This window comes from Fructilactobacillus sp. X2R1C3, assembly GCF_059901425.1.
Genome location: NZ_JBWXUW010000002.1, coordinates 1 through 26,761, shown reverse-complemented (window position 1 = coordinate 26,761; position 26,761 = coordinate 1). Strand labels below are relative to the sequence as shown.

The window sequence follows — 26,761 nt, the reverse complement described above, 5'->3', positions numbered from 1 at the left end:
AACAGATTATCCAATATACCATAATCTCACTTAATTTTAACACACATGATGAACGTTAATAAAGAGCTCTCATTTCCCCAAAGGATAGGAGTATGCTCCCACTTCCATGTTAACTACGCTCTTTTGTTTCAGGCCCTTCGCAATTGCAGGATAGTAAGCCATCTTATCTGCCATAGTACTTATTTTGACGTAAATCTCATTTCCATCTTTCATCAAAATTTGAATCCGCTCCGGATTGCTTTTAGTATTAGCATTTTTTAACTCTTTAATCTGATTCCTAATTGATGGACTAATCTTTTTGTATTGCTTTAACACATTTCTAATTTCATTTCCTGGCTTAAATCCAGAAACAGTGCAGATATTGTTAGGATCATCAATTTTAACTGCTTCGCTGGAAACATGACCTGACGGATAGACTGGATAATACTTTCCGGCTTTAAAAATGTACTCCGGATTCGAATATCCATCTACCTTTACCAATAATTGATTATGCTTTTTAAAAGAAAAATCAACGTGCTTAACCTGCGCATTATGATCTAACACGTACTTTTGGGCCTTAGCTTTGTTTCTCTTTACCATTAGCAACGAATCTCCAACTCGAAATGGTATCTGATCTTTAATATTCTCGCCCTTTAACTGATGATTGGTTTGAATGTTGATCGATGAAACCCGACTGTATGGCAATACCAAATAGAGCGAAACTAAAGCTACTACTATAAACAATAATAAGATTGGCAAAAATCCTCTAATTAATTGTTTGCGTTGTTGCTTTCTAATCCCAGGAATTTTGTGTCCAACTCGATATCGACTATTCTTCCTTTGTTTTCTCTCCTGGTACTTTTCCAACCGACCTGATGAATTGGAATCATTATCGCTAGTTTTCATTAAGATCACCCGTTAAGCTTTTTTATGATGCTTCTCAATTGCCTGCTCACAAACGCCTAAAAGTTTGTCAGCGGCATCACGAACTCCCATATCATATGAGTTAGTAGCCATTTGCTTTCTTAATTCAGTGTTATGCATTAAAGAGTCGACTTTTGTCACTAAAGACTGCCCATTCAAATCTTTTTCAGTCAAAATCATCGCGGCATTATTTTTTACGAGACTCATCGCATTCTTCGTTTGATGATCCGCCGTCACATAGGGACTTGGAATTAAAATGGCCGGAATCCCAATGGCAGTTATTTCTGCAATACTAGTGGCACCAGCACGTCCAACAATTAAATCAACTTTAGGCAGAACCGCTGGCATATTTGAAATATAAGGTAAAACGGCGATATTGTCGTTAATTTTAATGTTTTTTAAATCATTTTTAACACCTTGATATCGCTTCTGGCCGGTAACAAAAACAACTTGGTATTTTCGTCGGTCAAATTCAGGGATTGCTTCTACCGTTGATGAATTAATTTTTAGTGCTCCCTGGCTTCCACCAAATATCAACACCGTTGGAACATCATCTTTTAAACCAAACTCACTCCATTTAAAATCGCTTTTCATATTAGCAACCTGCTGTGCCCGTGGATTGCCAGTGAAAACCACTTTATTTTCGGGAAACTGTTTTCGAGCATCGTCAAAAGCAATGGCAATTTCATCTACATAACGACTCAAAAAGCGATTAGTGAGACCAACAACACTATTTTGTTCATGAATAACGGTTGGAATTCCTAACTTAGCTGCAGCATATACTACGGCTCCACAAACATACCCACCGGTTCCAACCACAACATCTGGTTTAAAATTTTTAATGATTTTTTTTGACTCTTGGACACTTTTTAAAAACAACCAGATCGTTTTAAAGTTATACAGACTAAACAACTTCCGTTTGAATCCTTGAATTTTTAAGGCATCAAATTTAATTCCCTTTTCCGGAACAATTTTACCTTCCAATCCGCGATCGGACCCAACGTACAAAACCTCTGAATGAGGCTTTTGAGCTTTTAACGCGTCAATTAGGGCAAGCGCCGGATAGATATGTCCACCAGTTCCTCCCCCGGATACAATCATTCTCATTATTTAGTCTCCTTTTTACCAGTTAACTTCTCTACGTCTTTGATGAATTCATCCCCACGATCACGATAAGTCGCAAATTGATCCCAACTTGCGTTAGCCGGTGACAGCAATATGATATCCCCTGGTTTACTCATCTTAACCGCCTCTGGTACGGCTTCATCAAGGTCTTTAACTTTTTTAATTTGTGGAACACCGGCTTTTTTGGCAGCATCTTCTAACAAGTCAGCGGTTTCACCAAATAAAACAATTCCCGCTAAATTAGATTTAAAATCAGGAACCAGTTTATCAAAAGTATAGCCACGATCTAGCCCACCTGCTAACAAAACGATCGGTTCATCAAATCCTCTTAGAGCCATTTGGGTGGCCTCAATGTCGGTTGCCTTAGAATCATTGTAGAACTCACGATCGTCAGCAGTTAAAACGTATTGAACACGATGTCTAACTCCACCAAAATTCTTTAATACTGAAACAATCGCTTCAGTAGAGATTTTATACAGTTTAGCTACCGCAATCGCGGCTAAGGCATTTTGAACGTTTTGTTCACCCGGAACCCGAATATCTTTTTTGTGCATGATAAATTCATCTTTAAAGTAAATATCGCCATTAGAAACATAGGCTCCATTTTTGTACTTATCAGTGAGTGAAAATGGAACGATTTGAGCTTTACTACGCTTGCTTAATTCTCGCCATTCAGCACTATCAAAATTCATGACAAGAAAATCATCTTTGGTTTGATTTTTAGTAATCTGCATCTTAGCATTTACGTAATTTTCACGTGTTTTGTGGTAATCCAAATGGTTGGAAAAAATATTAGTAATTACAGCAATATGCGGATGAAGTTTAGGAGTCCCCAGTAACATAAAACTCGAAATTTCTAATACTAAGACATCATTCTTATTAACTTCTTGAGCTACCTTGGTGGCAGGAATTCCAATATTTCCACCATCTAGGGCCGTTCCATCTTTTTTGCCCGCTTGCAACATTTTAGTAATCATGGTGGTAGTGGTGGTTTTTCCGTTACTACCCGTGACCCCAACAATCGGAGCATCTGAGATTTCTGCTGCAAGTTCTAATTCCACAATGATCGGAATGTTTTTGTCTTGAGCGGCTTTAACCAAATCATTATCGTATGGAATGCCAGGATTTTTGACCATCAGATCAATTCCATCTAATAGGGAAAGAGGTGATTTACCTGCTACTACTCTTACACCATCTGCTTTTAATTCATCATATTCTTTAATTTGATCAGCTGGTTTTGCATCGGTTAAAGTGACATTTGCGCCCAGCTTAACCAACAGTTTAGCAGCATTAGTTCCACTCATGCCAGCCCCAAAAACTAAAATATTTTTATCTTTATAATTGTCCACGTTTTTCATAATTAAAATTAAGCTCCCTAAAAATTAAATCATTGTAATAACGCCAGTGATCGCAGTAAACAAACCTACTAGCCAAAAGACAATATCAATCTTCCATTCACTCCAGCCCATCAACTCAAAGGTATGATGAATGGGAGTCATCTTAAAAATTCTTTTTCCAGTTAACTTAAATGATGTGACTTGTAAGATGACACTGGCAGTTTCAACAACAAATACTAATCCAACCCATAATAACGAAAGTTCATGGTGAAGCAAAATTGAAACGGCAGCTAAAGCACCACCCAGTGCTAGAGAACCCATGTCACCCATAAAGATCTTGGCAGGCTTGTGATTAAAAAGCAGAAATGCGATAAGCGCACCTGCAACCGCCATACAAAAAATTTCAACTTCAAATTGGTGTTGAAAATGAGCAACAATGGCATAAGCTCCAAAAGCTATAATTGATAATCCACTTACCAATCCATCCAATCCATCCGTGAGGTTAACGGCGTTAGAAAAGCCCGCCAGCCAAAAAATGATAAACAAAACATAGAAATACCCTAATGGAATCTCGCCGAGGTTAAAAAAGCGAATTGACATTGGAAATCCATCAGCATAGTAAACCCAAGCAAACACCAGTGCTCCAATGACTTGAAGCAAGAACTTTTGCCAAGCTTTAAATCCTTCATTTTGCCGCTTAAAAAGTTTAATTGAGTCATCCCACATCCCAATTAGTCCATAAAACACAAGAACAAAGATTAGGATGAGTAACGTTGACTTCAATTGGCTAACTACTAATCCATAGATCAAGCACGTAATGACAATTGCAATTATGAAACCTAATCCTCCCATTGTAGGCGTTCCACTCTTACTTTCATGCCAGCTGGGACCTTCCTCCCTGATCATCTGACCTTCATGCTTTGATCTAAAATAACTTATTAATACTGGCGTTAGTCCCAGTGTAATAATAAATCCTCCAATTAGTGGAATTAACCAATCCATCACTTTTCATCCTCTCAAAATTTATTTTAATTTAACTGTCAACGTAGCTTTGGGGGTAATTCTTTGACCTACATTGATACTCTGACTTTCTACTTTTCCCTTACCGCTAGTACTTAATTTGATACCCAATTGATCACTAAGCGTTTGAACGTCTTTTTCGCTCCAACCTTTAAGACTAGGCATCTTTAATACTCCACTAGTGATCAAAATAACGTGATTATCTCCTGAACCAGCACCAATCGCCGTTGGACTTTGCTTAGTAACCGTGTCACCATCACCAATCACAATTGGCTCCAAATGACTTTTACTAAGTTGGTCTTTAGCCACATCAGTTTTTTGACTAACGACATCTGGAACTTGCGCATCATCAGCTGTATTTTGGGTCAATGCCCGCTGCATAACTGGATTGAAGATTTGCGCCATCAATTGAGTAGCGGTCTTTCCACCATTTAAAGTGGGTTGTTTCATACTTACGTACATAATGTATCTTGGGTTTGAAGAGGGTACCATTCCAGCAACCGAATACAGGTAACTATCGTCACCATTCTCATAACCGCCAGATCCATTACTTACCTGAGCAGTACCGGTCTTTGCGGCTACTCGATATCCGGGAATCTTGTAATCTTGACCGATTCCATATGGTTTATAAACAACATCTTCCATATGCTTTCGGACGGCTTTAGCAGTTGAAGGTTTAATGGGATGTCCCAACGTTTCTTCCTTATAACTCTTAATCACCTTATTATGATCATTGGTTATATCATCAACAAACCTTGGCTTGATCATTTTTCCGTTATTAGCAACTGATGTCATGGCTTGCACCATCTGCAAAGCAGTTACTTGAATACCCTGACCAAAGGCAGTATTAGCCTGTTCAATTGGTAACTTAAATTGCATATTTCCCGAATCATCATCACCAAAAACTGAATTAGTATTCTTCAGAAACTGGAATCGATTAATGTAATCTTTCCAGGTCTTTGGTCCCATTTGTTGTTCCAAATGTGCCATGGCAACGTTACTAGACAAAGCAAATCCCTTATTATAAGTGATCATTCCCCATCCTGTTGGTAGCCAATCGGGCACAATCTTACCATCAATATCATATTTACCTGATAGATAACGCTCATTTCCATGGAAATTACCACTATCAATTGAAGCGGCTAGCGTAAAAATCTTCATAGTTGAACCTGGCTCAAAAGCATCTTGGGTTAATGTATTTCGCCAAATTCCGCCTAATCCCTTGCCAGTTGTAGCATTGAAAGTTGGTCGTTGAGCGGCGGCTAAAACTTTCCCGGTCTTAGCATCAATCAACATGGCATTCATACTCTTTGGATGAACCTGTGACTGTACCTCACTCATCTGGTTTTCAAGTAGAAATTCTAGTCGCGAATCAATTGTGGTATGAACACTATTTCCGTTAACCACTGGTCGTTCTTTTTTATTATCATCAGGTACTTCGTAACCATAATTATCATGTCTTACTTCTTCATACCCATTTTTCCCACTCAGAACTTTATTAAATGACTTTTCAAGACCCATTTGTCCCACTAAGTTTGTTTCCTTAGTTTTGTTATTGGTAACTGGAGAGGCCAACCCAACAATGTGAGATGCAAAGACCCCATTTGGATATAATCGACTCTGTTGTTGAACAAATTTAATGCCGGGCAAATGATGAGAAACAATTTTTTGTTTATCAACTAAAGAAATGTTTTTTCCTGGATTTCCAAATTCAACCTGAAAAGCTTGTTTCTTTGGTTTAAGAGTCTTAAGCGCTTCTTTGTAACTAATTGGCAAGTTTTCAGAAAGGACCCTAGCGGTTTTTTCAGGATTAGTTACATAATCTGGTTTATTATCTCTAGTCTTTTGCGACTTGTTTAAAATAGCATAAATCGAGTAAGTACTGGTATCCTCAGCCAACGCTTGATTATTGTTATCATAGATGGTTCCACGTTTAGACTTAATCACGTTAGTTTGGGCATACAAACTCTTTGTTTGCTGTGCCAAATTAACGTGATTCGCACTTTTGAAAATTGCTTTTTTAAAAAAAAAGCCGAAAATCAACAGGAAAACTACAATTACTAAAATCCGAAAATACATCCCAAATTTTTTTCGATTAGCAATCGCATTTTTCCGATTTTTTATCTGCTCTTGTTTTTTATTCATTTTGTGACGTTCCTTATTTGATCATTTGAAAGTTTTAAACCCGATCCCTTAGCAACCTTATCTAAACGTGAACTACTTTGAAGTTCATCAATTTGTTGCCTAAGTCCGGTATTGGTATTATGTATTCTTGTTGATCGACTCTCAGTATCTTGCAACGTTTGTTGAGCACCTGAAAGTGAAATTCTTGTCCAAACCAATGCGACTGACATTAAGAATATCGTCGCACATCCAACTACTAAAATTGTAATTTCCAGCTTAGGACTGAACTTATGTTCTCTTTTCGGAGTAGTAACTCGTTTTGAATTGATCTGATTTCTTCGATATGTTTCATACGCGTTTCCATTTGAATATTCTTTTTTTGCTAGACCATTTTGTGCCAAAGTTCCCACCTCCTATTTAATTTTCTCAATGATTCTGAGTTTGGCACTGTGCGATCGATGATTTTGACTAAGTTCATCAGCACTGGGTAAAATTGGTTTTCTTTGGACCATTTTAAATTTTGGTTGCATTGAATCCGGTATGACTGGTAAATCATGGGGTAAATCTTGAATGGTGGTTTTTTCTTTAAAAATCCCCTTTACCAAACGATCTTCAAGCGATTGAAACGTGATTACACTAATCCGACCATGAACATTTAACATGTCTAACGCCTGCTCAAGTGAATCTTCTAAAGCGCCTAGCTCATCATTAACGGCAATTCGTACGGCTTGAAAAACGCGTTTAGCTGGGTTACCACCATGTCTTCGTGCTGGAGCTGGAATGGCATCCTTAATGATTTCAGCTAACTGACTTGTAGTATCAATCGGATGATCAGACCTAATTTTTTCAATACTACGAGCAATTTGCTTAGAAAATTTTTCCTCACCATACCGATAAAAAATTTTCACTAACTTTTCATACGACCAGTGATTAATAACTTCCCAAGCATCTAGATCATTTCTTTGATCCATCCGCATATCAAGACGGGCATCCTTTTGATAACTAAAGCCTCGCTCGGCATCATCCAATTGTGGTGAAGAAACTCCTAAATCATAAACAACCCCATCAATTCCAGCGACATCATAACGTTTCAAATCACGTTTAAGATTTCTAAAATTATCATGAATAAAAGTAATTTCATTATCTTTTAAGAACTTTTCTAAATGTGATTGATTATAATCGATGGCAACTTGATCTTGATCAAAAGCGTATAAATGACCATTTTTTAGTTCCGACAAGATCTTAGAACTATGGCCTCCGCCTCCAAGAGTACAATCAACATAGATCCCATTGGCCTTAACATCCAGACCACGAATAGCCTCATTTAATAAAACCGTTTGATGTTTAAACGTAGACATTAAAATTCACCTCAAGTTAGACATCAAGTAAATTTTCAGCAATATCACTGAACTCACTTGCAGCCTCATCCGTATAGTTATCCCACTTAGAAGCATCCCAAATTTCAAACCTAGTCGATACTCCAGCCAAAACACAGTTTTTAGTCAGGTTGGCATACTTACAAAGCGCGGTCGGAATATTGACTCGACCTTGCTTATCAATATCACATTCAGTGGCCGCAGAAAAGAAAAAACGTGAAAACATTCGCGCATCTTTCTTGTTAAACGGTAGTTCATTAATCTTATCTTGAACTTTTTGCCACTCACTCTCGGTATAACCAAAAAGACAGCCATCCAAACCACGGGTAATGACAAACTTATCTCCTAATAAATCTCTAAATTTAGCGGGAATGATGAGACGTCCCTTGGCATCGATATTATGTCGATATTCGCCCATGAACATAATTCATCATTCCCTTCTCCCCTAAATATAAATTTAGTTTACCACAATAAACCACTTCCTACCACTTTGCCTCCATAAAAATCCACAAAAAATAAAAGCACTCCGGAAAATAAATCCCAGGAATGCTTTTATATCAATGTATTATAATAATTTTTATAATCAAAGAAAATATAAAGATAATTATCCAATAAATGTCACTTATTCGCCAAAAATTAACTAAAAATTGTTTTGGCAACAACTGTCCTTCATCGATCACTCGATAAAACAAAAAGATAATCCCAATTATCATCCAAGCCAAAACGAATAATGGTAAAAACGAAAACCCATGACTTGTCATAGTAATAACGTGAACTAACCAAATCCCAATGATTGGAAATGAATCAAGAACACTCAACCGTTGAAACATCCGATTTTTAGTAATGCGCTTAAACAAAATAATAATAAAACCAATAATAATGAAAAGGAGTAAAGGCTTAATTAATGACTCCACTAATAGATGTAGATTAGATATATAATTGACCATTTTTAACCTCGTAAATTAGGTATAATAAGTGATTTGCAATATTTTTAGTTCAAAGTTAGAATTATGACAGTATGAATACTGAAAGTGGTGGATACTTTGAATAAATGGAAAGATAAAACAACGTTTCAAAAGATCTTAATGATCTTTGTTTGGTTAATGATTATTGCAACCATTTTATCAGTGGTTGCTGGATCAGCAGCTGCTTTCTTTGGTGGCATGTAAATTAATAATATCGTTTTAGGGCATTCTGAAGCAAATTCAGAGTGTCTTTTTATTTTTCATCATCATAAGGCTTCTTATACACGTCTCTAGGTTTACTTCCGTGTTGTGGTCCGATATACCCACGTTGTTCCATATCATCAACAATCCGAGCCGCCCGGTTATAACCAATTCGAAACTGACGTTGAATCATCGACGTACTGGCTTTTTGTTCTTTTACAACAAATTTCAGAGCATCATCAAATAAATCATCCTCATCATCGTCTTTTTCTTCTTCTTTAATTTCAGCATCAGTAACCATCATTGAGTCATCATATTCGGGTTCAGCTTGTTTCTTGACAAAATCAATCACGTTTTCAACATCACTATCAGAAATAAAGGAACCTTGGACACGCGCTGGAATATTTTGGTCGATCGGGAGATACAACATATCACCCCTCCCAAGCAATTTTTCAGCTCCATTCGTATCTAAAATTGTTCTTGAATCAACTCCACTTGATACCGCAAAAGCGATTCTTGATGGGACATTAGCCTTAATCAATCCGGTAATAACATCAACTGACGGACGTTGAGTTGCCAAAATCATATGAACCCCAGCTGCTCTTCCCATCTGAGCCAATCTAATGATGGCACTCTCCACTTCATTTGAGACCGTCATCATTAAATCAGCTAGTTCATCAACAACCACTACAATGTATGGGAGAGTTGGAAGAGCCGTCCCTTCAGTCCGATTCTTTTCTTGAATATACTTATTATATCCACTAATTTTACGTTGACCTGTCTGGGCAAACATCTCATAACGATGTTCCATTTCGTCAACCACTTTATGAAGAGCGCGAGCGGCCTTCTTAGGATCTGAAACCACTGGGCTTAAAAGATGAGGAATACCATTATAAACACCCAACTCAACTTTCTTAGGATCAATTAACATAAACTTGACTTGGTCGGGAGTCGCTTTTAAAAGGATACTTGTGAGAATCGAATTAATTGCAACCGACTTACCACTTCCAGTTGATCCCGCAATTAACAAATGAGGCATCTTGGTAATATCGCAAGAAACAACATCACCGTTAACGTTTTTACCTAAAGGAACATTCAAAATACCATGGTTATTGCCGGTCTGATTTTCAAATACATCCCGAAATGAAACGGTCGAAATTGATTTATTAGGAACTTCGATCCCAATTAAAGATTTGCCTGGAATTGGTGCTTCAATCCTGATGTCTTTTGCTGCTAATGCAAGTGCAATATCATCACTCAAATTGACAATTTTAGAAACTTTTACACCAATTGCTGGATGCAACTCATATTCAGTAACCGATGGTCCTAAGCTTACATTCTTTACCTCAGCATCAACCCCGAAACTCTTTAAAGTTTTTTGTAAAATTTTCGTATTTTTATCGATCGCATTATATTCTGCGGTCTGATCTTGCTCTGGCACTTTAGTAAGGAGATTAGTTGAAGGAAGTTGATAGTGGTTACCAGAGGAATTATTTTCAAAAGTTGGTAAACTCATTTTGGAATTATTATCAGAATGATTCCGTTTAGGCTTCCTACTTGCAACCGTTATGTGAGGCGTATTCTCATTTTGTTTAACACCAACACGTTCCGTTGGCTTATTGACTGGAGCAGTTGGTGACTTAACGGATGCTTGAGACTTCGAACTGTTCTCCTCATTTTCTTTTTGGTTTTCTAAATGATCTTGAAACTGATTTGTCTTTGCTGATTGCTGCTTTTGTAATTTTCGCTTATTTCGTCGCTCTTGATTATTCAGGTGTGCCCGATTAAATGACGCGATAATTGCAGTGATCCACTTAGCTGACCAAGTTAAAAGGCCCTTGATCCACTTAATAACTGGTAGTTTAAAGAAGATAATCGCTCCAACAACCATTAAACTGTACGCAAGGATCAAAGTTCCAACTAACGAGATAAGGGTATCGAAAAAAGATAATAACGTGGCGCCAATCATCCCACCCCCAACGTTACTAGTAGAGACACCGTTAGTAATATCAGAAAGTAACGCATTGAAAGTGGTAGACACAAAGTTAACATGAGAATTTAAAGAATTCGAAAAGATAATGGATAAGTTTAAAATCCAACCTATGAATGCTATCAAAAAACCAAAAATATAATGGTAATCGATTCGAGGAATCTTAATTCCTAAAAGTAACAAGCTGCCGAAAACACCTAGAAAAATTGCCAAAACCTGGTAGGCGTTCCCAACCACTAACCGAAATACATTAGCAAACAAAGTCCCCGCCATTCCTAAGCTGAAAAATCCTAAAACAGCGATCAACAGAAAAATCAAACCAATAATATTTAATTTCTTTTCACCGTAAAAGCTTTTTAATTTGGTCCAGACAGAATTTCTTTTTTTCCTTGGACGACGTTTTCTCGTTGTCTTACGCTTTGTAGTTTTACGTTTTGTTTTTCGTTGAGCCAACTAAGGCACCCCTTCGCATTATTTTAATTTATCGTGCTCATACGTATGAGTCACTTCAAGTCCAGCAAATTTCTGTTGCCTTAAAGCCTCATATATTACAATCGCACAAGTGTTCGATAAATTCAATGCTCGAATATGAGAATCATCTTGTGGAATTCTAATCGCTTGTTTTGAATATTGCCGTTCAAAGTTTTCAGGCAATCCCGTCGTTTCTTTGCCGAACAAAAAATAATAATCCTCGTTATTATCACTATAATCAGGATCTGTATACACCTTTTTCCCAAACTTTGAAACCAAAAACAGCCTTTGCTTGTCTGGAATGGTTTTTAAAAATTCGGGAAGATTTTCGTGATAATTGATCTTAACCTTATCCCAGTAATCTAATCCAGCTCTCTTTAAGTGTTTATCATCAACCGAAAAACCCAATGGTTTAATTAAATCAAGAACGGTATCAGTCCCCGCACATGTTCTTGCAATATTACCAGTATTAGCTGGCATTAATGGTTCAAATAATGCAATATGATTAGTCATTTACATCCTCCAATAATTCGTTCAATAACTTTCTTTTTCAATTATATCACGCGTCTAATTCCATTTAAGCGCAAAATCGATGTCAATTCAGATCTATAATAGTTATAATTATTGCAGGAGGTAGTTTATATGACAATCGTTGAACCACTTGTATCAAAATTTAGAGAGGTATCTGCTGAACTTGAAACCTCTCAATTAAAAATTGCAATTAACCAGGAGATGATGACCCCTAGTCGTGGATTTATCGCAGAAGCATGTAAATATGCCCACGAAAAAAAGCGAAGTCTCGACGTCTTAATTTCATCAAATAATAATACTAGTACCTTTAATGATTCTGAGATAAAAATCATGGAAGATGATCTTTTCCAATGCCAAGAGTTAGGTGTTGATGGTGTCATTATTGGTGCTTTAAATGACCAAAATAAAGTCGACTTAGAAGCCATGGAAATTTTAATGGCGGCAGCAGGCGGCATGCAACTATATTTTTCACCTGTATTTGATCAAATAATTGAAAAAAATTGGACTGATACTCTGAACTGGATTGATAACAATAACTTTGCTGGAGTAGTTGCATCAACCAGAATAGAAAGTTTATCTGCAAAAATAAAAAATTATCAGAATCTTCAGTTAATTCCACTTGTAGAGTCCAAAGATGAATTGGATAAAGTCCAAAAGATTGCTGATCCCAATATTATAATTAACAAAAAATAGCTTCAGCTATAAAAATAATCCCGTAACGCTAGTTTTTAGCGTTACGGGATTATTTGTTTTTCTACAATCAATGAACTTTTTTAATGCTCAAAATGACGTGGTCCTCTGAACTTGTGCCATAGAAACGCACCAACTCCAGCAACTACCACCACAATGATTCCACCAACTACCCAAGGAGTAACTTTATTCCCATCTTTTTTCTCGTGCTTAGCATCATTTTTGTCATGATCCTTTTTTGCCTTTTTATCTTTCTGATTCTTCTTATCAGATTGATTCTTTTTATCCTTGGCATTCTTATCAGCATTGGTTTTTTTGGAATTACCATTGGCCTTTGATTGATCTTTGGCTTTGTCATTTTGATTTTTTTCATTCGTCTGATTATTACCAGTAGCATTTTTCTGGTTGCCAGTAGCTGAACTATCACTAGTCCCGTTATTATTTTTATTCTTACCATTAGTCTGACTACCATTATTACCATTGGAACTCACACCAGCATTAGCACGGTTAGGTTGTTTATTACTTGCCGTATTACTACCAGTTGATGAATAAATAATCGTCATTTCCATAATATCCGTAGAACTATCACTACCACCAAATGTCATTTGGGGGCCATTACTATTATTTTGTCCATTTTGAATACTAGAATACTTGTATCCAGGAATGTTAGGAATCGACGCAATATAGGTGCTACCAGTTGCTCCCATGGCGGTGGTTGCAGGACGAATTACTTGACCATTTTGATCAACGTAGTGAACTACAATCTCCCCTTGACCACTATTACCCTGTGCAAATTGAGTAGTTTGTGCATTAACATGTCCCACATTGGGAACAAACACTCCCATGGTGACCACTGCAAAACTAATTAAAATTAGTGAGGTTACTTTCTTTAAGTTCATAATCCATACTCCATTTCATTTATTTGAAAATGTTTAAGGGTGTTCCTAAAAATTATTTTCACCTAATTAATTTTAGTTCAAGTCGGCAACGTAGCGATATGCACCTGAAGCTGCTCGGTATCTTAACCAAGTGTATCCATTAGCAATTACTTTGCCATCATAAACAACGCTTTCTCCAGCATCGTATTGACCTACAATTTGTGAACTGGTATTTGGTGAAGTTCTAATGTTAGTAGCATGTCTGAAGGTAAATCGTCCAGAAGTTGGAGTAACATCTGATTGGTTATTACCAGAAGCAGAACCATTTCCTAATTCAGCAACATAACGGTATGCACCTGATCCACCACGATATCTTAACCATGTGTATCCATTAGCAATCACTTTACCATCATACACAACTCGTTCACCGGCATTATATTGGCCTACAACCTGTGAATTAGTATTTGGTGAAGTTCTAATATTAGTAGTTTGACCAAAAGTATAGGTACCTGAAGTTTCAGTGACATTTGGTTGGTTATTTGGAGTTGAAGTGTTGTTATCTAGTTTAGCAACGTAACGGTAGGCACCTGAAGCTGCCTTATACCTTAACCATGTGTATCCATCGGCATTAACAGTACCGTCATAAACAACTCGCTCACCGGCATCGTACTGTCCCACAACTTGTGAACTGGTACTTGGAGCAGTTCTAATGTTGGTAGTTTGATTAAAGGTATACATCCCTGATTCTTGCTTAACGTTTGCATCTGGGTTAGGTGCGGGAGTAGAAGTATTGCTTAATTTAGCAACGTAACGATAGGCACCTGATCCACCACGATATCTTAACCATGTGTATCCATCGGCTTGGACAGTCCCGTCATAAACAACTCGTTCACCGGCATCGTATTGACCTACAATCTGAGAACTTGTACTTGGAGCAGTTCTAATGTTGGTAGTTTGACCAAAAGTATAGGTTCCAGAAGCTGGTGTGACATTTGACTCTGGATTTGAGGCTGGTACATCGCTTATCTTAGCGACATACAAATCATCACCAGAATATGACTTGTATCTTAACCATGTATATCCATCAGCATCAACCGTACCATTGTAAATCACACTCTCTCCAGCTTTATACTGTCCTACAACCGGCGCACTTAGACTTGGTGAAGTTCTAATATTGGTCATTTGACTGAAGGTATAAGTACCAGAAGCTGGTTTAACATCTGGAGCTGGTAACGGGTTTCCTTCATCTTGAAAGGCGATTTGATCGATGCTAGTTAAATTATAGTTACGGACACAGTTAATAAGTGTCTGAGCATAACTAGGATCAGTCGCATATCCATCATTTTGTAAAGCATAGGCTACACTCACGTAATCTCGTACACCAAGTAAGTTGCTGTAACGTGGGTTGTCTCTTAAGAAAGCACCATGGTCTTCAATGCTTGCAGCCCAACTTGGGTATAATCTAAAGGCTGCTTGAACAGTAACCCATTGACCATTAATGTATTCTTGAGTTGGAAAGTAGATTGATTGACCGTTATAAGAACCTTTGATTCCAAATAAATTGTTGCCTTTAACGGCTAATCCAGATCTCCCCCAACCACTTTCAATGATGGCCTGAGCGATTGAAATTGATGGTAAAACACCATATTTCTTCCATCCAGCAATTGCACCAGGAGTCACCTTATTGATAAAGTCCTGAGTATAACTAGCAAAATTAGTGTTATTTGAAACATTAAAATTAGTATATTGTGATGGGCGTTGCACGTTTTGATTTACGTTATTTTCAACGCTTGAATCATAATAACCGGGACCAATCTGCTTATCTGGAGTAGCAACGTCAGCCTTTAAGTTCACGTTTTGATTTTGATCTGCACTCTGTTGATGATCATTATTATTTTCAGAAACTTTGTTCTCATTTTCAGCATTATCCGTTGCCTTGAGAGCAACTTCAGAATTCTGTGCTGATTGTTGACTAGCATCAGCTTTAGGAGTTTTTGTTACCTGCTGTTGATCACTAGTCTCTGAAACTTTTGGTGATTGCTGCTGTTCATTAGAATCATTCTGATTCTTGACATTATTAGTCTCAGTCGATTTTGAAACAGCCTTACTATCACTTAATGAGTTAGTTTGAACTGCTTGATCAGTCTTAGTTGGTTGTTGATTATCAGTAGTAACTTCATTTCCGTTCTGAGATTGTTTAGAATCATTTGATTGTAATGTTGGTGTATGTACATTTGTTTCAGAAGAATTCTTAACTTCTGTATTTGTCTCACCATTTACTGATTCTGCTTGTTGTGGCTGTGTGGCAGTCTTATCAGTATTTTCCGCTTGGGTTGAGTCACTATTGTTTTGGGTTTGATTAGTGTTTGCAACTGTTGGTTGTTCTTGAACAATGTCCTTCTTTGGTTGAGCATTTGAAGCCTGTTCACTTTCAGAAACTGGGACAGTACTTACCTTATCAGCATTTACTGAACTATTTAAGTTAAACGTGAACAATGCTGCACTGGCAAAGACAGTACCCATTGCTACTTTCATCCAGCCCTTTTTGGTTTTCACCAATTTGTTACGGCGTTTAGTCTCTCCGGTACTAAGAGCCATTTGGTTGTGCTTCTTAATGAGCTTCTTCATCAATTATCTCTCCTTTTCAAAACTGTAACATCATAATTAAGTATAACATCTAACGATCAAAAATTAATAAAAATATAAACAATATTAATAGTAATTATTCTAATGTGAAAACATCTAAATGTCTACCCCATTGACTTAATTTATTAACTTTTAATCATCCTTAGCCGTCACAGAACAAAAATTCTAGGGCAAGCTTGTCCTAGAATTTTTGTTTTATCTAACTAACAACTCACAATAATCAATGAAGCAAACACTAATCCAATAATCTTTTAAAACCCATGGGAATTTTAGATTCTACTTTAATATCTCTTTTTTCAAACGGATCAAAAAATGTCGTTTGATAGCAATGCAACTTTTGTCGTGTATCGCTTTGACCGTGTGGATTGTATAACCAATCTCCTACTAGTGGATAGCCAATTTTTGCAAAATGAACTCGAATTTGATGTGTTCGCCCCGTATGCAGCCTAATCTTAACCAACGACATCCCATTATTAACTTTCAATGTCCAAAATTCAGTTCGACAGTACTTCCCATCGTCTCTCACTTCTCGTTCAATAAATGAACCGGGTTTCCTCCCAATCGGGAGAACAATTTGTCCGTGCTTGATGTTAAGTTCACCTGAAACTACGGCAACGTAGTCCTTTTTAATCTTACGATCTTTTAATTGCTTATCGAGAACTGAATGAGCCAAATGATTTTTAGCAAAAATCACAGGACCGCTCGTATCACGATCAAGCCGATTGACGATATGAACTTTCTTACTGGGATAGTCATTTCTAACATAAAACCCTAAAACACGATTTAAAATCGTGTCATTAGGGTAAATATGTGAAGGAACAGACGCAAAACCAGCTGGTTTATCAATCACCAAAAAATTATCGTTTTCAAATAAAATCTTAATTGGCAAATGGGAAACCTGCAAAAAATCATTTTGTTCTTCGGGTGGCAAAATGACCCTAACTCGATCGCCACGTGACAATTCAAAACTGGTATAGACATCCTTGCCATTCACCATCAAATGACCGCCATGATAACGAATACTTTTAAGTAGCGATCTGGTAACTCCATTTTTCATCACAAACGTTCTGACTTTCATGGGTTTATATTCATCATAAATCCAATCAAAACTAATCATCGTCAAGAGTTTCTCCAATGAATGAATTACTTACCCGCTGCCAAAAATGAGTGTGACGGTATTTGGCAAAATAAATTCGACGCTTAGAAATTTTAAACTTAATTGATTTAATTGGACGATCCTTAATTAACAGCTGATCATAAGTTAAAACGTTATGAAGCGATACCTCTGGGACAATCGTGATTGACTCAGTTGGCGGAATAATGATCGGTGAACCAATCGTCCGAAAGACCCGGTTATTAATCGACGCCATCTCAGCAACTTGAATAGAATTAAATTTAGGAGAAATAATTGCTCCCCCAACCGACTTATTGTACGCCGTTGACCCAGTGGGAGTCGAAATACATAAACCATCACCACGGAAATTTTCAAAAAGTTCACCTTTAATGAAAACTTTAGCCACCATTGTTCCAAACAACTTTTTAAAGGTAGCCTCATTTAGCGCAATCATATAATCTGGTTGGCCACCATCGGCATAATCAACTTCGATGTCCAACAGTGGATAGCTCACGCTTTGGCCATTATCATGCTTCAAACTTTCAACCAACTGGGTCACTTCAGTATCACGCCAGTCAGTATAAAATCCCAAATGACCCGTGTGAATTCCAACAAACCTAATCTTGTCAGTCAAATCATCGTAATGATGAAAAGCAGAAAGTAACGTACCGTCTCCACCAACGGAAATCACAATTTCAGGATTAAGTTCATCAATTTCTAAATCTTTTGCATTTTCAATTTCTTTTGATAATTCCGATGCAATTCGACTCGAGGTCTCACCATCGTTACTATAAATTGCAATTTTCATTTTTGGTCCCTCGATTCGTGTTTATCGTTTTGGTCCTTAAGATCGCGATCTAACTCTTGTTTAATCTCTAACATCTCTTCATCCAACTTATAAGCGGTTTCGGATGCTCCCTGTAACCTCTTATGAACCTCAGGAGGAAAAACATCAGGATGCTTATAATTTAAAGAATGTTCAATGGTAGCCCAAAAGTTCATTGCTAAAGTCCGAATTTGAATTTCAGCCAGGATATCTCTTTGTCCCCCAACTAACTGCAAGGGATAACTAAATACAATGTGGTATGAACGGTAGCCACTGGCTTTTTCATTATTAACGTAATCCCGTTCTTCTAAAATATTAATGTCATTTCGTTTTCTAAGAATATCTACTACCGTGTAAATATCATCAAGAAATTCACACATAATACGCAACCCACAAATATCTTCCATGTCTTCAGACAAACGTGATTCCTCAATGTGACGTCGCTGCATTTTTTCCTTGATACTATCAATTGGTTTAATCCTACTAGTAACAAACTCAATGGGTGAGCGTTCGCCGCGTTCTAAGTACTCTGAGCGAATCCCACGTAATTTTAATTTTAATTCATTTGAAGCTTCTTGATATGGAAATAAAAAGTCATCCCAATTCTCCACCATAAAACAACAATCTCCAGTCTGTCATATTGTTCCAGAAACATAATACCACACTTGATTATCATCCCAGTATAATAAGAGTATTAAAACAAATTTATTGAATTTTTATAAAAAAATGATAATCTAGTAAGTGCGTCGTTATAGAAGAGAAAGATAACAAACTAGGAAAGGAAAAAGTTATGATTGAACTATATTTATTTGTAGACCCAACTTGCAGTGATTGTGCTGAGTCTGAACGAACCATTGATCGTTTGGCAAAACAATTACCCTGTAAGACATCATTTCGAATCATTCCGATCATGAACCTTAGCGTTATATCTGGTAATAAGGAAGCTCACTCACAACTTCTTCCATATAAACTAATCCTTGATTATAAAGCAGCCTTATTTCAAGGAGCCAAAAAGGGTCGAACCTTTTTGTTTGCACTACAGCAAGACATTTTAAAAAGAAACATGACTTACTGTGATAGCTTAGTTTACGACGTTGCCAAAAAAGCTAAGTTAGACTTGGAAATGTTTAAAGAAGACCGTCGATCAAAATTAACTGAGAGCACTTTTCAATCTGATCAACAAATGATTTCAGAAATGAATATTTCAAATCATGGTAATTTAGTAATATTCGACTGTGATTCTTCAGACAACGGTTTACTAATTGATAAAGTTGATTACCAGGAATTATTTGATATTTGTAACCACATAATTCAAAAGGAATCACGAGAGCTTGATGGTAAAATTAAACAAACAAATAATCTTCGAGTTCTCTAGAATAAAAAAGGGTTTCACACTTTTAAAAGTGTGAAACCCTTTTTTAATATTAAAGCCAACCAAACTGACTCTTTTCAGTATCGAGTTGACCGATTTCTTTCATTTCATCAGGCGTTAATTCAAAATTGAAAATATCTAAATTACTTTTAATCCGGTCTGGCTTGGTGGATCGTGGTAAAACAATAATTCCGTTTTGAATCAAGAAGCGAAGTCCAACCTGACCGATCGTCTTATCGTGATCTTGTGCGATCTTCTTTAGTGTTTCGTTGGTAAAGAAGCCGTTACGACCTCGTGCAAATGGTGACCAAGCTTCCAGTCGTAAATCATCTTTTTTAGCAACCGGCAAAAAGTCCTTTTGTTGCCTAAATACATTAGTCTCAACTTGATCGACAACTGGTTTAATGGTAGCACTCTTCAAAATGGTACTGAGATCATCACCATAAAAGTTAGACAAGCCGATGCTCTTTAATTTACCAGCCTTAACGGCATCTTCCATTGCTCTATAAGTTTCAGTTAAATCACCTGCAGGCCAATGATACAACATTAAATCAATATAGTCAGTTTGTAGTTTTTCCAGTGCTTCGTCAATCATGCTAGTTGCTTCATCGTAAGATTCTGGACTTTCAATCTTAGTAGTGAGAAAAATATCATCCCGGTTAACATCACTGTTCTTGATTGCATTTCCAACTTCACGTTCGTTGCCGTAATCACGCGCAGTATCAATCCCAGGATAACCATCCTTTAACGCTTGATCAACACTCTTTTCCGTCTCTTTAGCTGGAATTTCATATGTTCCAAAAAAGATCTGTGGGATTTTAATCCCATTATTTAAAGTAAATGTTTCATCTTTAGCTGTCATGCAAACACCCCTCCTCAATTAATTACAAGTACAGCATATTCCTCTCACATAATATTTCAAACATTGTGCTCACAGTAGCTTTAAAGCATTTTTTCCAGTTCATCTAAGCGTCTTTCAAACTTATCAAAGGCTTGATTTAAATAATCCGGTTTAGTCATATCAACTCCAGCTGCTTTCATAATAGTAATAGGATCCTTACTACTTCCTGATTTTAAATAGTTCAGATACGAATCAATCTTTTTAGGATCTCCACTCATAACTCGATCCGCTAATGCGGAAGCAGCCGCAAAACCAGTTGCGTACTGATAAACGTAGAAATCATAGTAAAAGTGGGGAATCCTGGACCATTCAAGTCGAATCTCAGGATCAGAAACAACGTCTTTTCCATAGTACTCTTGGTTCAAACTAAAGTAGTATTTGTTCATAAAGTCCGCAGTTAACGACTTTCCTTCTTGTTCTGATTGATGGATAAACTCTTCAAATTCAGCAAACTGGGTTTGCCGAAAAATTGTTCCCTTTACTCCATCTAAATAGGAATTAAGGATGTATTTGCGAACCTCTGGATCTGAATTATTCTTGAGTAAATAATCCGTCAGGATGTTTTCATTAGTCGTTGATGCAATTTCAGCTACAAAAATTGAATAATCCCCGTACTGATACGGCTGATTATGAGAAGCATAGTAACTGTGCATACTATGCCCCGTCTCATGAACCAAAATGTATAAATTATCAAGATTATCTTGCCAATTAAGCAAAACGAATGGGTTCGTATCATACATCCCAGATGAGTATGCTCCCGTTCGTTTTCCCTTATTTTCAACTACATCAATCCAACGATTATTAAATTCTTCTTTAACGTGTTTAACGTAATCCGGACCGTAAACACTTAGTGCCTTTAAAGCTTCCTCCTTCGCTTGACCAAAGGAATACTTGAGACTTGGTTTTCCACTTAATGGCACATACATATCATACATGTGTAATTCAGAAACATTTAAAGCTTTTTTTCTGAGCGCAACGTACCGATGAAATAACGGTAAGTGATCATGAACACTTTTTACTAAGGTTGTATAGACAGTTTCAGGAATCTCATTTTCACTCATTGCCATTTGTCGAGCTGAATCATATTTTCTCGTCTGTGCTTCAAAGTTATGAACAGATACTTCTGCTGACAAAGTTGAAGCAAGTGTGTTTTGAAATTGGTCAAAGGTTGAGTAAAAGGATTTGAAAGCATTCTCTCTCACTTTTCGATCTTGTGACTCCAAAAGTAAACTATAAATACCGTTAGAAAGTCGTACTTTTTTACCCGACCCATCATCCACCTGAGGAAATTTAAGGTCAGAACTATCTAAGATTCCAAACGTCTTTTCGGGTGCCTCAAAAATTGTTGAAGCCCTAGCCATCAACTTTTCTTGGTCCTCAGGTAAGACATGATCCTGATTAACTAAAATCTTATCAAAAAATCTTCGATATTCTTCTAACTTTGGATTTTCCCTAATAAACTGTTCGATGCTTTTAGACCCTAAGGAAATGATTTCGGGTTCTAACCAAGACTGTGCCTGACCAACTTTGCTTCCTAATTTATTAACCCGGTCCATGTCACTTTGAAGGTCATTATTAGTAGTATCAACATCACTAGCTGACTGAGCATAAACATATAATTTTTCATATTTTCGATTCAAGTCCAATACTTGCCTAATTACAGTTAAAAGCGACTCACTATTTAAGCCAAGTTGCCCTTTTAATTGACTAACCTTTCCAACTAAATCATTAACTTCACTATATGCTCGTTCGAACTCCGCATGATCCTTATACACAGTAGTCAAATCCCAAGTTAATTCTTTTGGAACCTCGTTTCGATTTGGCAAATCATTTATCTTTGACATTTTACAATCTCCATTTCATGAACGTTTCTTAATCATGCTTATCTTAGCATAAACATCTCTATACCACGTAAATTCTTCAACTCGTTCAATCTTTCCATCATCAATCACCAACAGCTTATTATGAATCAAACAAGCCACAAACCTTTGAATATAAACCTTCCTTACATTTTCAACATTGGTTAGAAAAACAAATTGATCATTTGGATCAGCAAAATGGCTTTCTTGATATACTTTATCCATAAATTGAAAAATACTTTTACCAACCCACTTTTTTAGTTCACAGATGAAAATTATTTCCCAAGTCAACCACTGATGACCGAAAACTGGAGGCAACATACGATAATGATGACAAATAAGTGGACATCCAGTCACCGTCCTGCCATTTAGGTAGCAGTATTCCTGTAAAGCCATCATCCACTGATCACGATAGCAAACTTTCTTCTCAATTTGTTTACATACTTTGATTAAATTGGGCTGCCTTAATTTATCAGATTGCTTTTTGTTAAAAAATTTAAACATTGAATACCAGCATTTAAATGACTTCTCTCGGTAACGATAGACCCCATCAACTTGATGAATTTGGTAGCGGATAAAATATCGTGATCTAAAAGAATTCATATAAACAAGATAATACCCCGTGTTTCTATTATATCTAATGAATTGAAGTACCGAAGGACTTGAAACCTTCTTTTTATAATATTTCATTCCCAAGATCCAAGAAGATTCCAAGCCAATTGAATGGTAGCCAGCAACCCGCTTACTCAATTGTTTAAAGCTAATAGGGCTGCATTGATACTCAATTGCCATATTACTCAAAAGAATATCCGCTCGTTGTTTTAAAGCTGGTAAATATACCTCTACACCAGCATCACATGGTAACGAGTTTAATATGATGTCTTTGCCAAGTGTATGCGCATAAGATTCACCGGCTCCCGTTTTACACTTTGAATTTGCTTGATGAGCAAAGTGTGGAATTTTATTAATACCCTTTTTCAAAACCACCAATTCACCACAATCACAGCAATAATATTTATGATTCCTCTTGGCATCTCGTGCCATAATTAGCTTTCCATTTTCTAAAGCCATTAACATAAAAAAGACCCTTCGCAATATACGAAAAAAGATTCGCTAAATGCGAATCTTTTTACTTAAAATAATATGCAATTGTTTCAAGTGCATCACCAACCGTAATTTGCTTACCATGCTTCTTTAATTTGTCTTCAGTCAGTGGCGCAATCTTTCCATACTCATAAACAATTCCCATTTCATCATTAATCATATGATTAAGGTCATCAAGATTAGAATTACCCTCACTATCGTACTGACCATTTAAATAGTATCTAAACATAATAATATACGAATTTTGATATTGATACAAATCAGTTTTTAATTCTACTGAATGGCGGGGAGTAACTTCTTTCCATTTATTGGCAAGACCAATTAAATCATCAAATGAATTAAACTTGATTGGAATCAGTCGTTTACCAGCTTTTTTATCAAAAATATCATACATCTTACGAATATCGTTAACATTTTTGCTAGTTCGTTGCCGCCTATTTTCATTTAATGGAGGTAACATCCCACCATTATCACCAATTTGATTTGAAATATTCTTATCTTTACTAATAAATAACTCTAATCCATCTTGGCTAGGAAGAATTTGAAACAAAACCGTATCTGTATCCGTAAAGTCTTTTTCAACGTCAGCTTCATCAAGAATGCTATAGAAAAATTGTTCACATTTTTCTCGATTCCCTAAAAGATCAAGCATCCCAATTCCATGCTTTTTTAAATCTTCTTTGTTAATCAATACACGGATTGTATCTTTGTTAACACGATGGAATTTCATAAAACGAATCGCCTCCTAAATCCTAATTGCCTTTCTTATTTTAGGCAATTCAACATTAACATTTTTACCAGCGGCTTGTTGTGCTTGCTGTAACAATTTTACGTGACTACCACTTTGAGGGAGATGACTTATTAACAGGTTCTTACTATCTGACAATCGAGCTAAGTGACCCGACTGTTTAGAAGTCATATGCCACAATTCACCATCCACGTCCTCAAAGAAATTCGTATCTGATATTAACATATCAGAGTTCTGAACAAAATTAATCAGACCATCAAAATAACGTGTATCAGCTGTGTAACTCAATACTTTTCCAGATGATCGCTCAACAATCTTCATTGCAAAGGCTGGCACAGGATGGATTGTCTTTAAAAATGTAACTGTAAATGGTCCCACTTCAAGTTCACTATCGGCACTAAAGGGTTCTTTTTCAGTCGAATTGGGCCAATCTAACTGGTTGTAATGAATCTGATCAGCTGTGTTTCCGTAAATTGGCAGAATATCGGTATCATAACGTTTATCATGTAACTGCCAATAATACTGTAACACTCCAACATCAGCGATGTGATCTGCATGATAATGTGACAAGATAACTGCATTTAATTTTAGTGGGTCTAAGACCTTCTCTAATGAGAGCATTATTCCACTCCCACAGTCAATTAACAAATTAAAGTCACCGCTAGTAACTAAATATCCACTAGTACCAATTCCATCATAAGGATATCCACCATAATCACCTAAAACCGTAAGTTTCATTTTTATTCCCCATTTCTAAAAATTAGGACATTTTCCTTTTAACTCATTAGGATTTATTCTAAACTAATTATGAAGTAATTTACATCAAAAGGAAGTTAATAATATGATAAGACAAATTTCTGTAACATTTGGCACGAAGAATGTGTTAGTACACATCATGAAAAGTAATCCCGAAAGAGATTTAGCACTATTCTCCACCAATAATAATGATTCAGGCCTCCAGCTCCTGGATTACAGTGGAAAGGAATCAATTTTTAAAAGTCCCATCACTTATGACGTCCTTTCACACGTTGGCGAAGATAACTGGAGTTATTTCATTAATTATGTGGAACTTTCACCATCTAATGACCAACGTAAAGTTTTAGACGCAAACATGAACACCTTCATGAGTAGTCCTGAATTACCAAGTGGGATGTTTTCTGGGTATTATATGTCAGATTCAAAGGATCATACTAAGCGTATTATTCTTACCTTATGGCGTGGAGCTTATGCCTACAATGATTGGGCTAATCGTCCTGAAAGTATTGTTTCTAAATTCAAAAACGATCCTAACATTGATTACCGCTCAGCTAGTTATCAACGAGTTGCACCGACAAATAATTAATAGATATAAAAAAAGAGATGAATTATTCATCTCTTTTTTTATATGATAATGATACGGTTCGTACGAGACTCGAACTCGTGATCTCCTGCGTGACAGGCAGGCGTCCTGAACCAACTAGACCAACGAACCAAAATTGCGGGAGCTGGATTTGAACCAACGACCTCCGGGTTATGAGCCCGACGAGCTACCAGACTGCTCTATCCCGCGATAATTATATAGTAAAAATAATGATGACCCGTACGGGATTCGAACCCATGTTACTGCCGTGAAAGGGCAGTGTCTTAAACCACTTGACCAACGGGTCATAATAAACGGAGAAGGAGAGATTCGAACTCTCGCGCCGCTTGCGCGACCTACACCCTTAGCAGGGGCGCCTCTTCAGCCACTTGAGTACTTCTCCAATGGGTCTAGGTGGACTCGAACCATCGACCTCACGCTTATCAGGCGTGCGCTCTAAACCGACTGAGCTATAGACCCAAATAAAACAAATAAAAGCGGGTGACGAGAATCGGACTCGCGACAGTAGCTTGGAAGGCTACGGTTTTACCACTAAACTACACCCGCATAAAAATATTTAATTAAGTGGCGCGGGACAGAATCGAACTGCCGACACACGGAGCTTCAATCCGTTGCTCTACCAACTGAGCTACCGAGCCATTTAAGCGGTTCGTACGAGACTCGAACTCGTGATCTCCTGCGTGACAGGCAGGCGTCCTGAACCAACTAGACCAACGAACCAAAATTGCGGGAGCTGGATTTGAACCAACGACCTCCGGGTTATGAGCCCGACGAGCTACCAGACTGCTCTATCCCGCGATAATATAAAGGAGGATGAGAGATTCGAACTCTCGCGCGATTTGACTCGCCTGACGGTTTTCAAGACCGTTCCCTTCAGCCAGACTTGGGTAATCCTCCAAAAACAACAAAGTAATTGTAACATATAAGTCAATAAACCTCAACGCCCACCAAACAGCGTTCGGATGGACCTTGTAGGACTCGAACCTACGACCGGACGGTTATGAGCCGTCTGCTCTAACCAACTGAGCTAAAGGTCCAAGACCTAATCGCGGCAGAGGGGATCGAACCCCCGACCTCCCGGGTATGAACCGGACGCTCTAGCCAGCTGAGCTACACCGCGATTTAAGATACATAAAAGTATCTAATCGGGAAGACAGGATTCGAACCTGCGACCCCCTGGTCCCAAACCAGGTGCTCTACCAAGCTGAGCTACTTCCCGA

The 26,761-nt window shown here is 37.2% G+C and carries 25 protein-coding genes and 13 tRNA genes; 4 read left to right on the top strand and 34 right to left on the bottom strand.

Going from position 1 to position 26,761, the window contains the following annotated elements; genetic code table 11:
- Positions 1-69: 69 nt before the first annotated feature.
- From AC6UDD_RS02220 to AC6UDD_RS02180, 9 genes are all read right to left on the bottom strand, one after another.
- A complete protein-coding gene (locus tag AC6UDD_RS02220; RefSeq protein WP_500718204.1) occupies positions 70-885 on the bottom strand; it encodes a cell division protein FtsQ/DivIB in 816 nt (271 codons plus the stop codon).
- 12 nt (positions 886-897) lie between these two features.
- Positions 898-2,010, bottom strand: coding sequence for an undecaprenyldiphospho-muramoylpentapeptide beta-N-acetylglucosaminyltransferase (gene murG, locus AC6UDD_RS02215; RefSeq protein ID WP_500718199.1), 1,113 nt, complete (start codon positions 2,008-2,010; stop codon positions 898-900).
- Entirely contained in the window at positions 2,010-3,386 is a 1,377-nt protein-coding gene (murD, locus tag AC6UDD_RS02210) for a UDP-N-acetylmuramoyl-L-alanine--D-glutamate ligase (protein WP_500718196.1), read from the bottom strand. The genes murG and murD overlap by 1 nt, the downstream gene beginning before the upstream one ends.
- 24 nt (positions 3,387-3,410) lie before the next feature.
- Positions 3,411-4,367 carry a phospho-N-acetylmuramoyl-pentapeptide-transferase gene (mraY, locus tag AC6UDD_RS02205; protein WP_500718194.1) on the bottom strand — a complete coding sequence of 319 codons (957 nt, stop codon included), beginning with the start codon at positions 4,365-4,367 and terminating at the stop codon, positions 3,411-3,413.
- Between the two features lie 21 nt (positions 4,368-4,388).
- A complete protein-coding gene (locus tag AC6UDD_RS02200; protein WP_500718189.1) occupies positions 4,389-6,530 on the bottom strand; it encodes a penicillin-binding transpeptidase domain-containing protein in 2,142 nt (713 codons plus the stop codon).
- Positions 6,527-6,910, bottom strand: coding sequence for a cell division protein FtsL (gene ftsL, locus AC6UDD_RS02195; RefSeq protein ID WP_500718185.1), 384 nt, complete (start codon positions 6,908-6,910; stop codon positions 6,527-6,529). Before ftsL ends, AC6UDD_RS02200 begins: the two co-directional genes overlap by 4 nt.
- Before the next feature lie 12 nt (positions 6,911-6,922).
- A complete protein-coding gene (gene rsmH, locus AC6UDD_RS02190; protein WP_500718182.1) occupies positions 6,923-7,867 on the bottom strand; it encodes a 16S rRNA (cytosine(1402)-N(4))-methyltransferase RsmH in 945 nt (314 codons plus the stop codon).
- Positions 7,868-7,883: 16 nt separating this feature from the next.
- The gene (mraZ, locus tag AC6UDD_RS02185) at positions 7,884-8,309 is read right to left on the bottom strand and encodes a division/cell wall cluster transcriptional repressor MraZ (RefSeq protein WP_500709044.1); all 426 of its coding nucleotides are present in this window, start codon (positions 8,307-8,309) and stop codon (positions 7,884-7,886) included.
- Positions 8,310-8,442: 133 nt separating this feature from the next.
- The gene (locus tag AC6UDD_RS02180) at positions 8,443-8,832 is read right to left on the bottom strand and encodes a DUF3397 family protein (protein WP_500718178.1); all 390 of its coding nucleotides are present in this window, start codon (positions 8,830-8,832) and stop codon (positions 8,443-8,445) included.
- Between the two features lie 96 nt (positions 8,833-8,928).
- Between AC6UDD_RS02180 and AC6UDD_RS02175 the strand changes: the two genes are divergently transcribed.
- A complete protein-coding gene (locus AC6UDD_RS02175; protein WP_500693939.1) occupies positions 8,929-9,054 on the top strand; it encodes a DUF4044 domain-containing protein in 126 nt (41 codons plus the stop codon).
- Between the two features lie 49 nt (positions 9,055-9,103).
- Here AC6UDD_RS02175 and AC6UDD_RS02170 read toward each other — a convergent pair whose 3' ends face one another.
- A complete protein-coding gene (locus AC6UDD_RS02170) occupies positions 9,104-11,494 on the bottom strand; it encodes an FtsK/SpoIIIE family DNA translocase (RefSeq protein ID WP_500718177.1) in 2,391 nt (796 codons plus the stop codon).
- An 18-nt stretch (positions 11,495-11,512) separates the two neighbouring features.
- A complete protein-coding gene (locus tag AC6UDD_RS02165) occupies positions 11,513-12,025 on the bottom strand; it encodes a tRNA (cytidine(34)-2'-O)-methyltransferase (protein ID WP_500718174.1) in 513 nt (170 codons plus the stop codon).
- A 129-nt stretch (positions 12,026-12,154) separates the two neighbouring features.
- On the opposite strand from AC6UDD_RS02165, the gene AC6UDD_RS02160 reads away from it, so the two are divergent.
- On the top strand, positions 12,155-12,736 hold the full coding sequence (locus AC6UDD_RS02160) for a copper homeostasis protein CutC (protein ID WP_500718170.1): 582 nt from the start codon (positions 12,155-12,157) through the stop codon (positions 12,734-12,736).
- Between the two features lie 80 nt (positions 12,737-12,816).
- Here AC6UDD_RS02160 and AC6UDD_RS02155 read toward each other — a convergent pair whose 3' ends face one another.
- The 5 genes from AC6UDD_RS02155 to AC6UDD_RS02135 form a co-directional block, all read right to left on the bottom strand.
- Positions 12,817-13,632 carry a MucBP domain-containing protein gene (locus AC6UDD_RS02155; protein ID WP_500718165.1) on the bottom strand — a complete coding sequence of 272 codons (816 nt, stop codon included), beginning with the start codon at positions 13,630-13,632 and terminating at the stop codon, positions 12,817-12,819.
- 72 nt (positions 13,633-13,704) lie between these two features.
- Positions 13,705-16,239, bottom strand: a complete 2,535-nt coding sequence (locus AC6UDD_RS02150; RefSeq protein ID WP_500718162.1) for an SH3 domain-containing protein — start codon at positions 16,237-16,239, stop codon at positions 13,705-13,707.
- 253 nt (positions 16,240-16,492) lie between these two features.
- Positions 16,493-17,374, bottom strand: a complete 882-nt coding sequence (locus tag AC6UDD_RS02145) for an RluA family pseudouridine synthase (protein WP_500718158.1) — start codon at positions 17,372-17,374, stop codon at positions 16,493-16,495.
- Positions 17,367-18,179, bottom strand: coding sequence for an NAD kinase (locus AC6UDD_RS02140; RefSeq protein WP_500693946.1), 813 nt, complete (start codon positions 18,177-18,179; stop codon positions 17,367-17,369). Before AC6UDD_RS02140 ends, AC6UDD_RS02145 begins: the two co-directional genes overlap by 8 nt.
- Positions 18,176-18,811, bottom strand: a complete 636-nt coding sequence (locus AC6UDD_RS02135; RefSeq protein WP_500718153.1) for a GTP pyrophosphokinase — start codon at positions 18,809-18,811, stop codon at positions 18,176-18,178. The genes AC6UDD_RS02140 and AC6UDD_RS02135 overlap by 4 nt, the downstream gene beginning before the upstream one ends.
- Before the next feature lie 176 nt (positions 18,812-18,987).
- On the opposite strand from AC6UDD_RS02135, the gene AC6UDD_RS02130 reads away from it, so the two are divergent.
- A complete protein-coding gene (locus tag AC6UDD_RS02130) occupies positions 18,988-19,572 on the top strand; it encodes a DsbA family protein (RefSeq protein ID WP_500718149.1) in 585 nt (194 codons plus the stop codon).
- A 49-nt stretch (positions 19,573-19,621) separates the two neighbouring features.
- On the opposite strand, the gene AC6UDD_RS02125 is transcribed toward AC6UDD_RS02130, so the two are convergent.
- The 5 genes from AC6UDD_RS02125 to AC6UDD_RS02105 all read right to left on the bottom strand — a co-directional run bounded on the left by AC6UDD_RS02125 (position 19,622) and on the right by AC6UDD_RS02105 (position 24,919).
- Complete coding sequence (locus AC6UDD_RS02125; protein WP_500718146.1) at positions 19,622-20,431, bottom strand: aldo/keto reductase; 810 nt, start codon at positions 20,429-20,431, stop codon at positions 19,622-19,624.
- Between the two features lie 80 nt (positions 20,432-20,511).
- Complete coding sequence (gene pepF / locus AC6UDD_RS02120) at positions 20,512-22,314, bottom strand: oligoendopeptidase F (RefSeq protein ID WP_500718142.1); 1,803 nt, start codon at positions 22,312-22,314, stop codon at positions 20,512-20,514.
- 15 nt (positions 22,315-22,329) lie between these two features.
- Complete coding sequence (locus AC6UDD_RS02115; RefSeq protein WP_500718138.1) at positions 22,330-23,400, bottom strand: competence protein CoiA; 1,071 nt, start codon at positions 23,398-23,400, stop codon at positions 22,330-22,332.
- 58 nt (positions 23,401-23,458) lie between these two features.
- Positions 23,459-24,163, bottom strand: a complete 705-nt coding sequence (locus AC6UDD_RS02110) for an adaptor protein MecA (protein ID WP_500718133.1) — start codon at positions 24,161-24,163, stop codon at positions 23,459-23,461.
- 15 nt (positions 24,164-24,178) lie between these two features.
- Positions 24,179-24,919 (bottom strand): MBL fold metallo-hydrolase, encoded by a 741-nt coding sequence (locus AC6UDD_RS02105; protein WP_500718130.1) that lies wholly within the window; start codon positions 24,917-24,919, stop codon positions 24,179-24,181.
- 103 nt (positions 24,920-25,022) lie between these two features.
- Here AC6UDD_RS02105 and AC6UDD_RS02100 point away from each other — a divergent pair, with 103 nt between their 5' ends.
- On the top strand, positions 25,023-25,523 hold the full coding sequence (locus AC6UDD_RS02100; RefSeq protein ID WP_500718128.1) for a hypothetical protein: 501 nt from the start codon (positions 25,023-25,025) through the stop codon (positions 25,521-25,523).
- 54 nt (positions 25,524-25,577) lie between these two features.
- Here the strand turns inward: AC6UDD_RS02100 and AC6UDD_RS02095 are convergent.
- The 13 genes from AC6UDD_RS02095 to AC6UDD_RS02035 all read right to left on the bottom strand — a co-directional run bounded on the left by AC6UDD_RS02095 (position 25,578) and on the right by AC6UDD_RS02035 (position 26,760).
- Positions 25,578-25,652 (bottom strand) — tRNA-Asp (locus AC6UDD_RS02095).
- A 4-nt stretch (positions 25,653-25,656) separates the two neighbouring features.
- Positions 25,657-25,730: transfer RNA gene (locus tag AC6UDD_RS02090), tRNA-Met, on the bottom strand.
- A gap of 24 nt (positions 25,731-25,754) precedes the next feature.
- Positions 25,755-25,827 (bottom strand) — tRNA-Glu (locus AC6UDD_RS02085).
- Between the two features lie 8 nt (positions 25,828-25,835).
- Positions 25,836-25,923 (bottom strand) — tRNA-Ser (locus tag AC6UDD_RS02080).
- A 2-nt stretch (positions 25,924-25,925) separates the two neighbouring features.
- A tRNA-Ile gene (locus tag AC6UDD_RS02075) sits at positions 25,926-26,000 on the bottom strand.
- 16 nt (positions 26,001-26,016) lie between these two features.
- A tRNA-Gly gene (locus AC6UDD_RS02070) sits at positions 26,017-26,087 on the bottom strand.
- 19 nt (positions 26,088-26,106) lie between these two features.
- Positions 26,107-26,179: transfer RNA gene (locus AC6UDD_RS02065), tRNA-Phe, on the bottom strand.
- A gap of 7 nt (positions 26,180-26,186) precedes the next feature.
- Positions 26,187-26,261, bottom strand: a tRNA-Asp gene (locus tag AC6UDD_RS02060).
- 4 nt (positions 26,262-26,265) lie between these two features.
- Positions 26,266-26,339, bottom strand: a tRNA-Met gene (locus AC6UDD_RS02055).
- A 9-nt stretch (positions 26,340-26,348) separates the two neighbouring features.
- Positions 26,349-26,438: transfer RNA gene (locus tag AC6UDD_RS02050), tRNA-Ser, on the bottom strand.
- 66 nt (positions 26,439-26,504) lie between these two features.
- Positions 26,505-26,578, bottom strand: a tRNA-Ile gene (locus AC6UDD_RS02045).
- Positions 26,579-26,587: 9 nt separating this feature from the next.
- Positions 26,588-26,661 (bottom strand) — tRNA-Met (locus AC6UDD_RS02040).
- A 25-nt stretch (positions 26,662-26,686) separates the two neighbouring features.
- Positions 26,687-26,760: transfer RNA gene (locus tag AC6UDD_RS02035), tRNA-Pro, on the bottom strand.
- Between the last annotated feature and the right edge of the window lies 1 nt (position 26,761).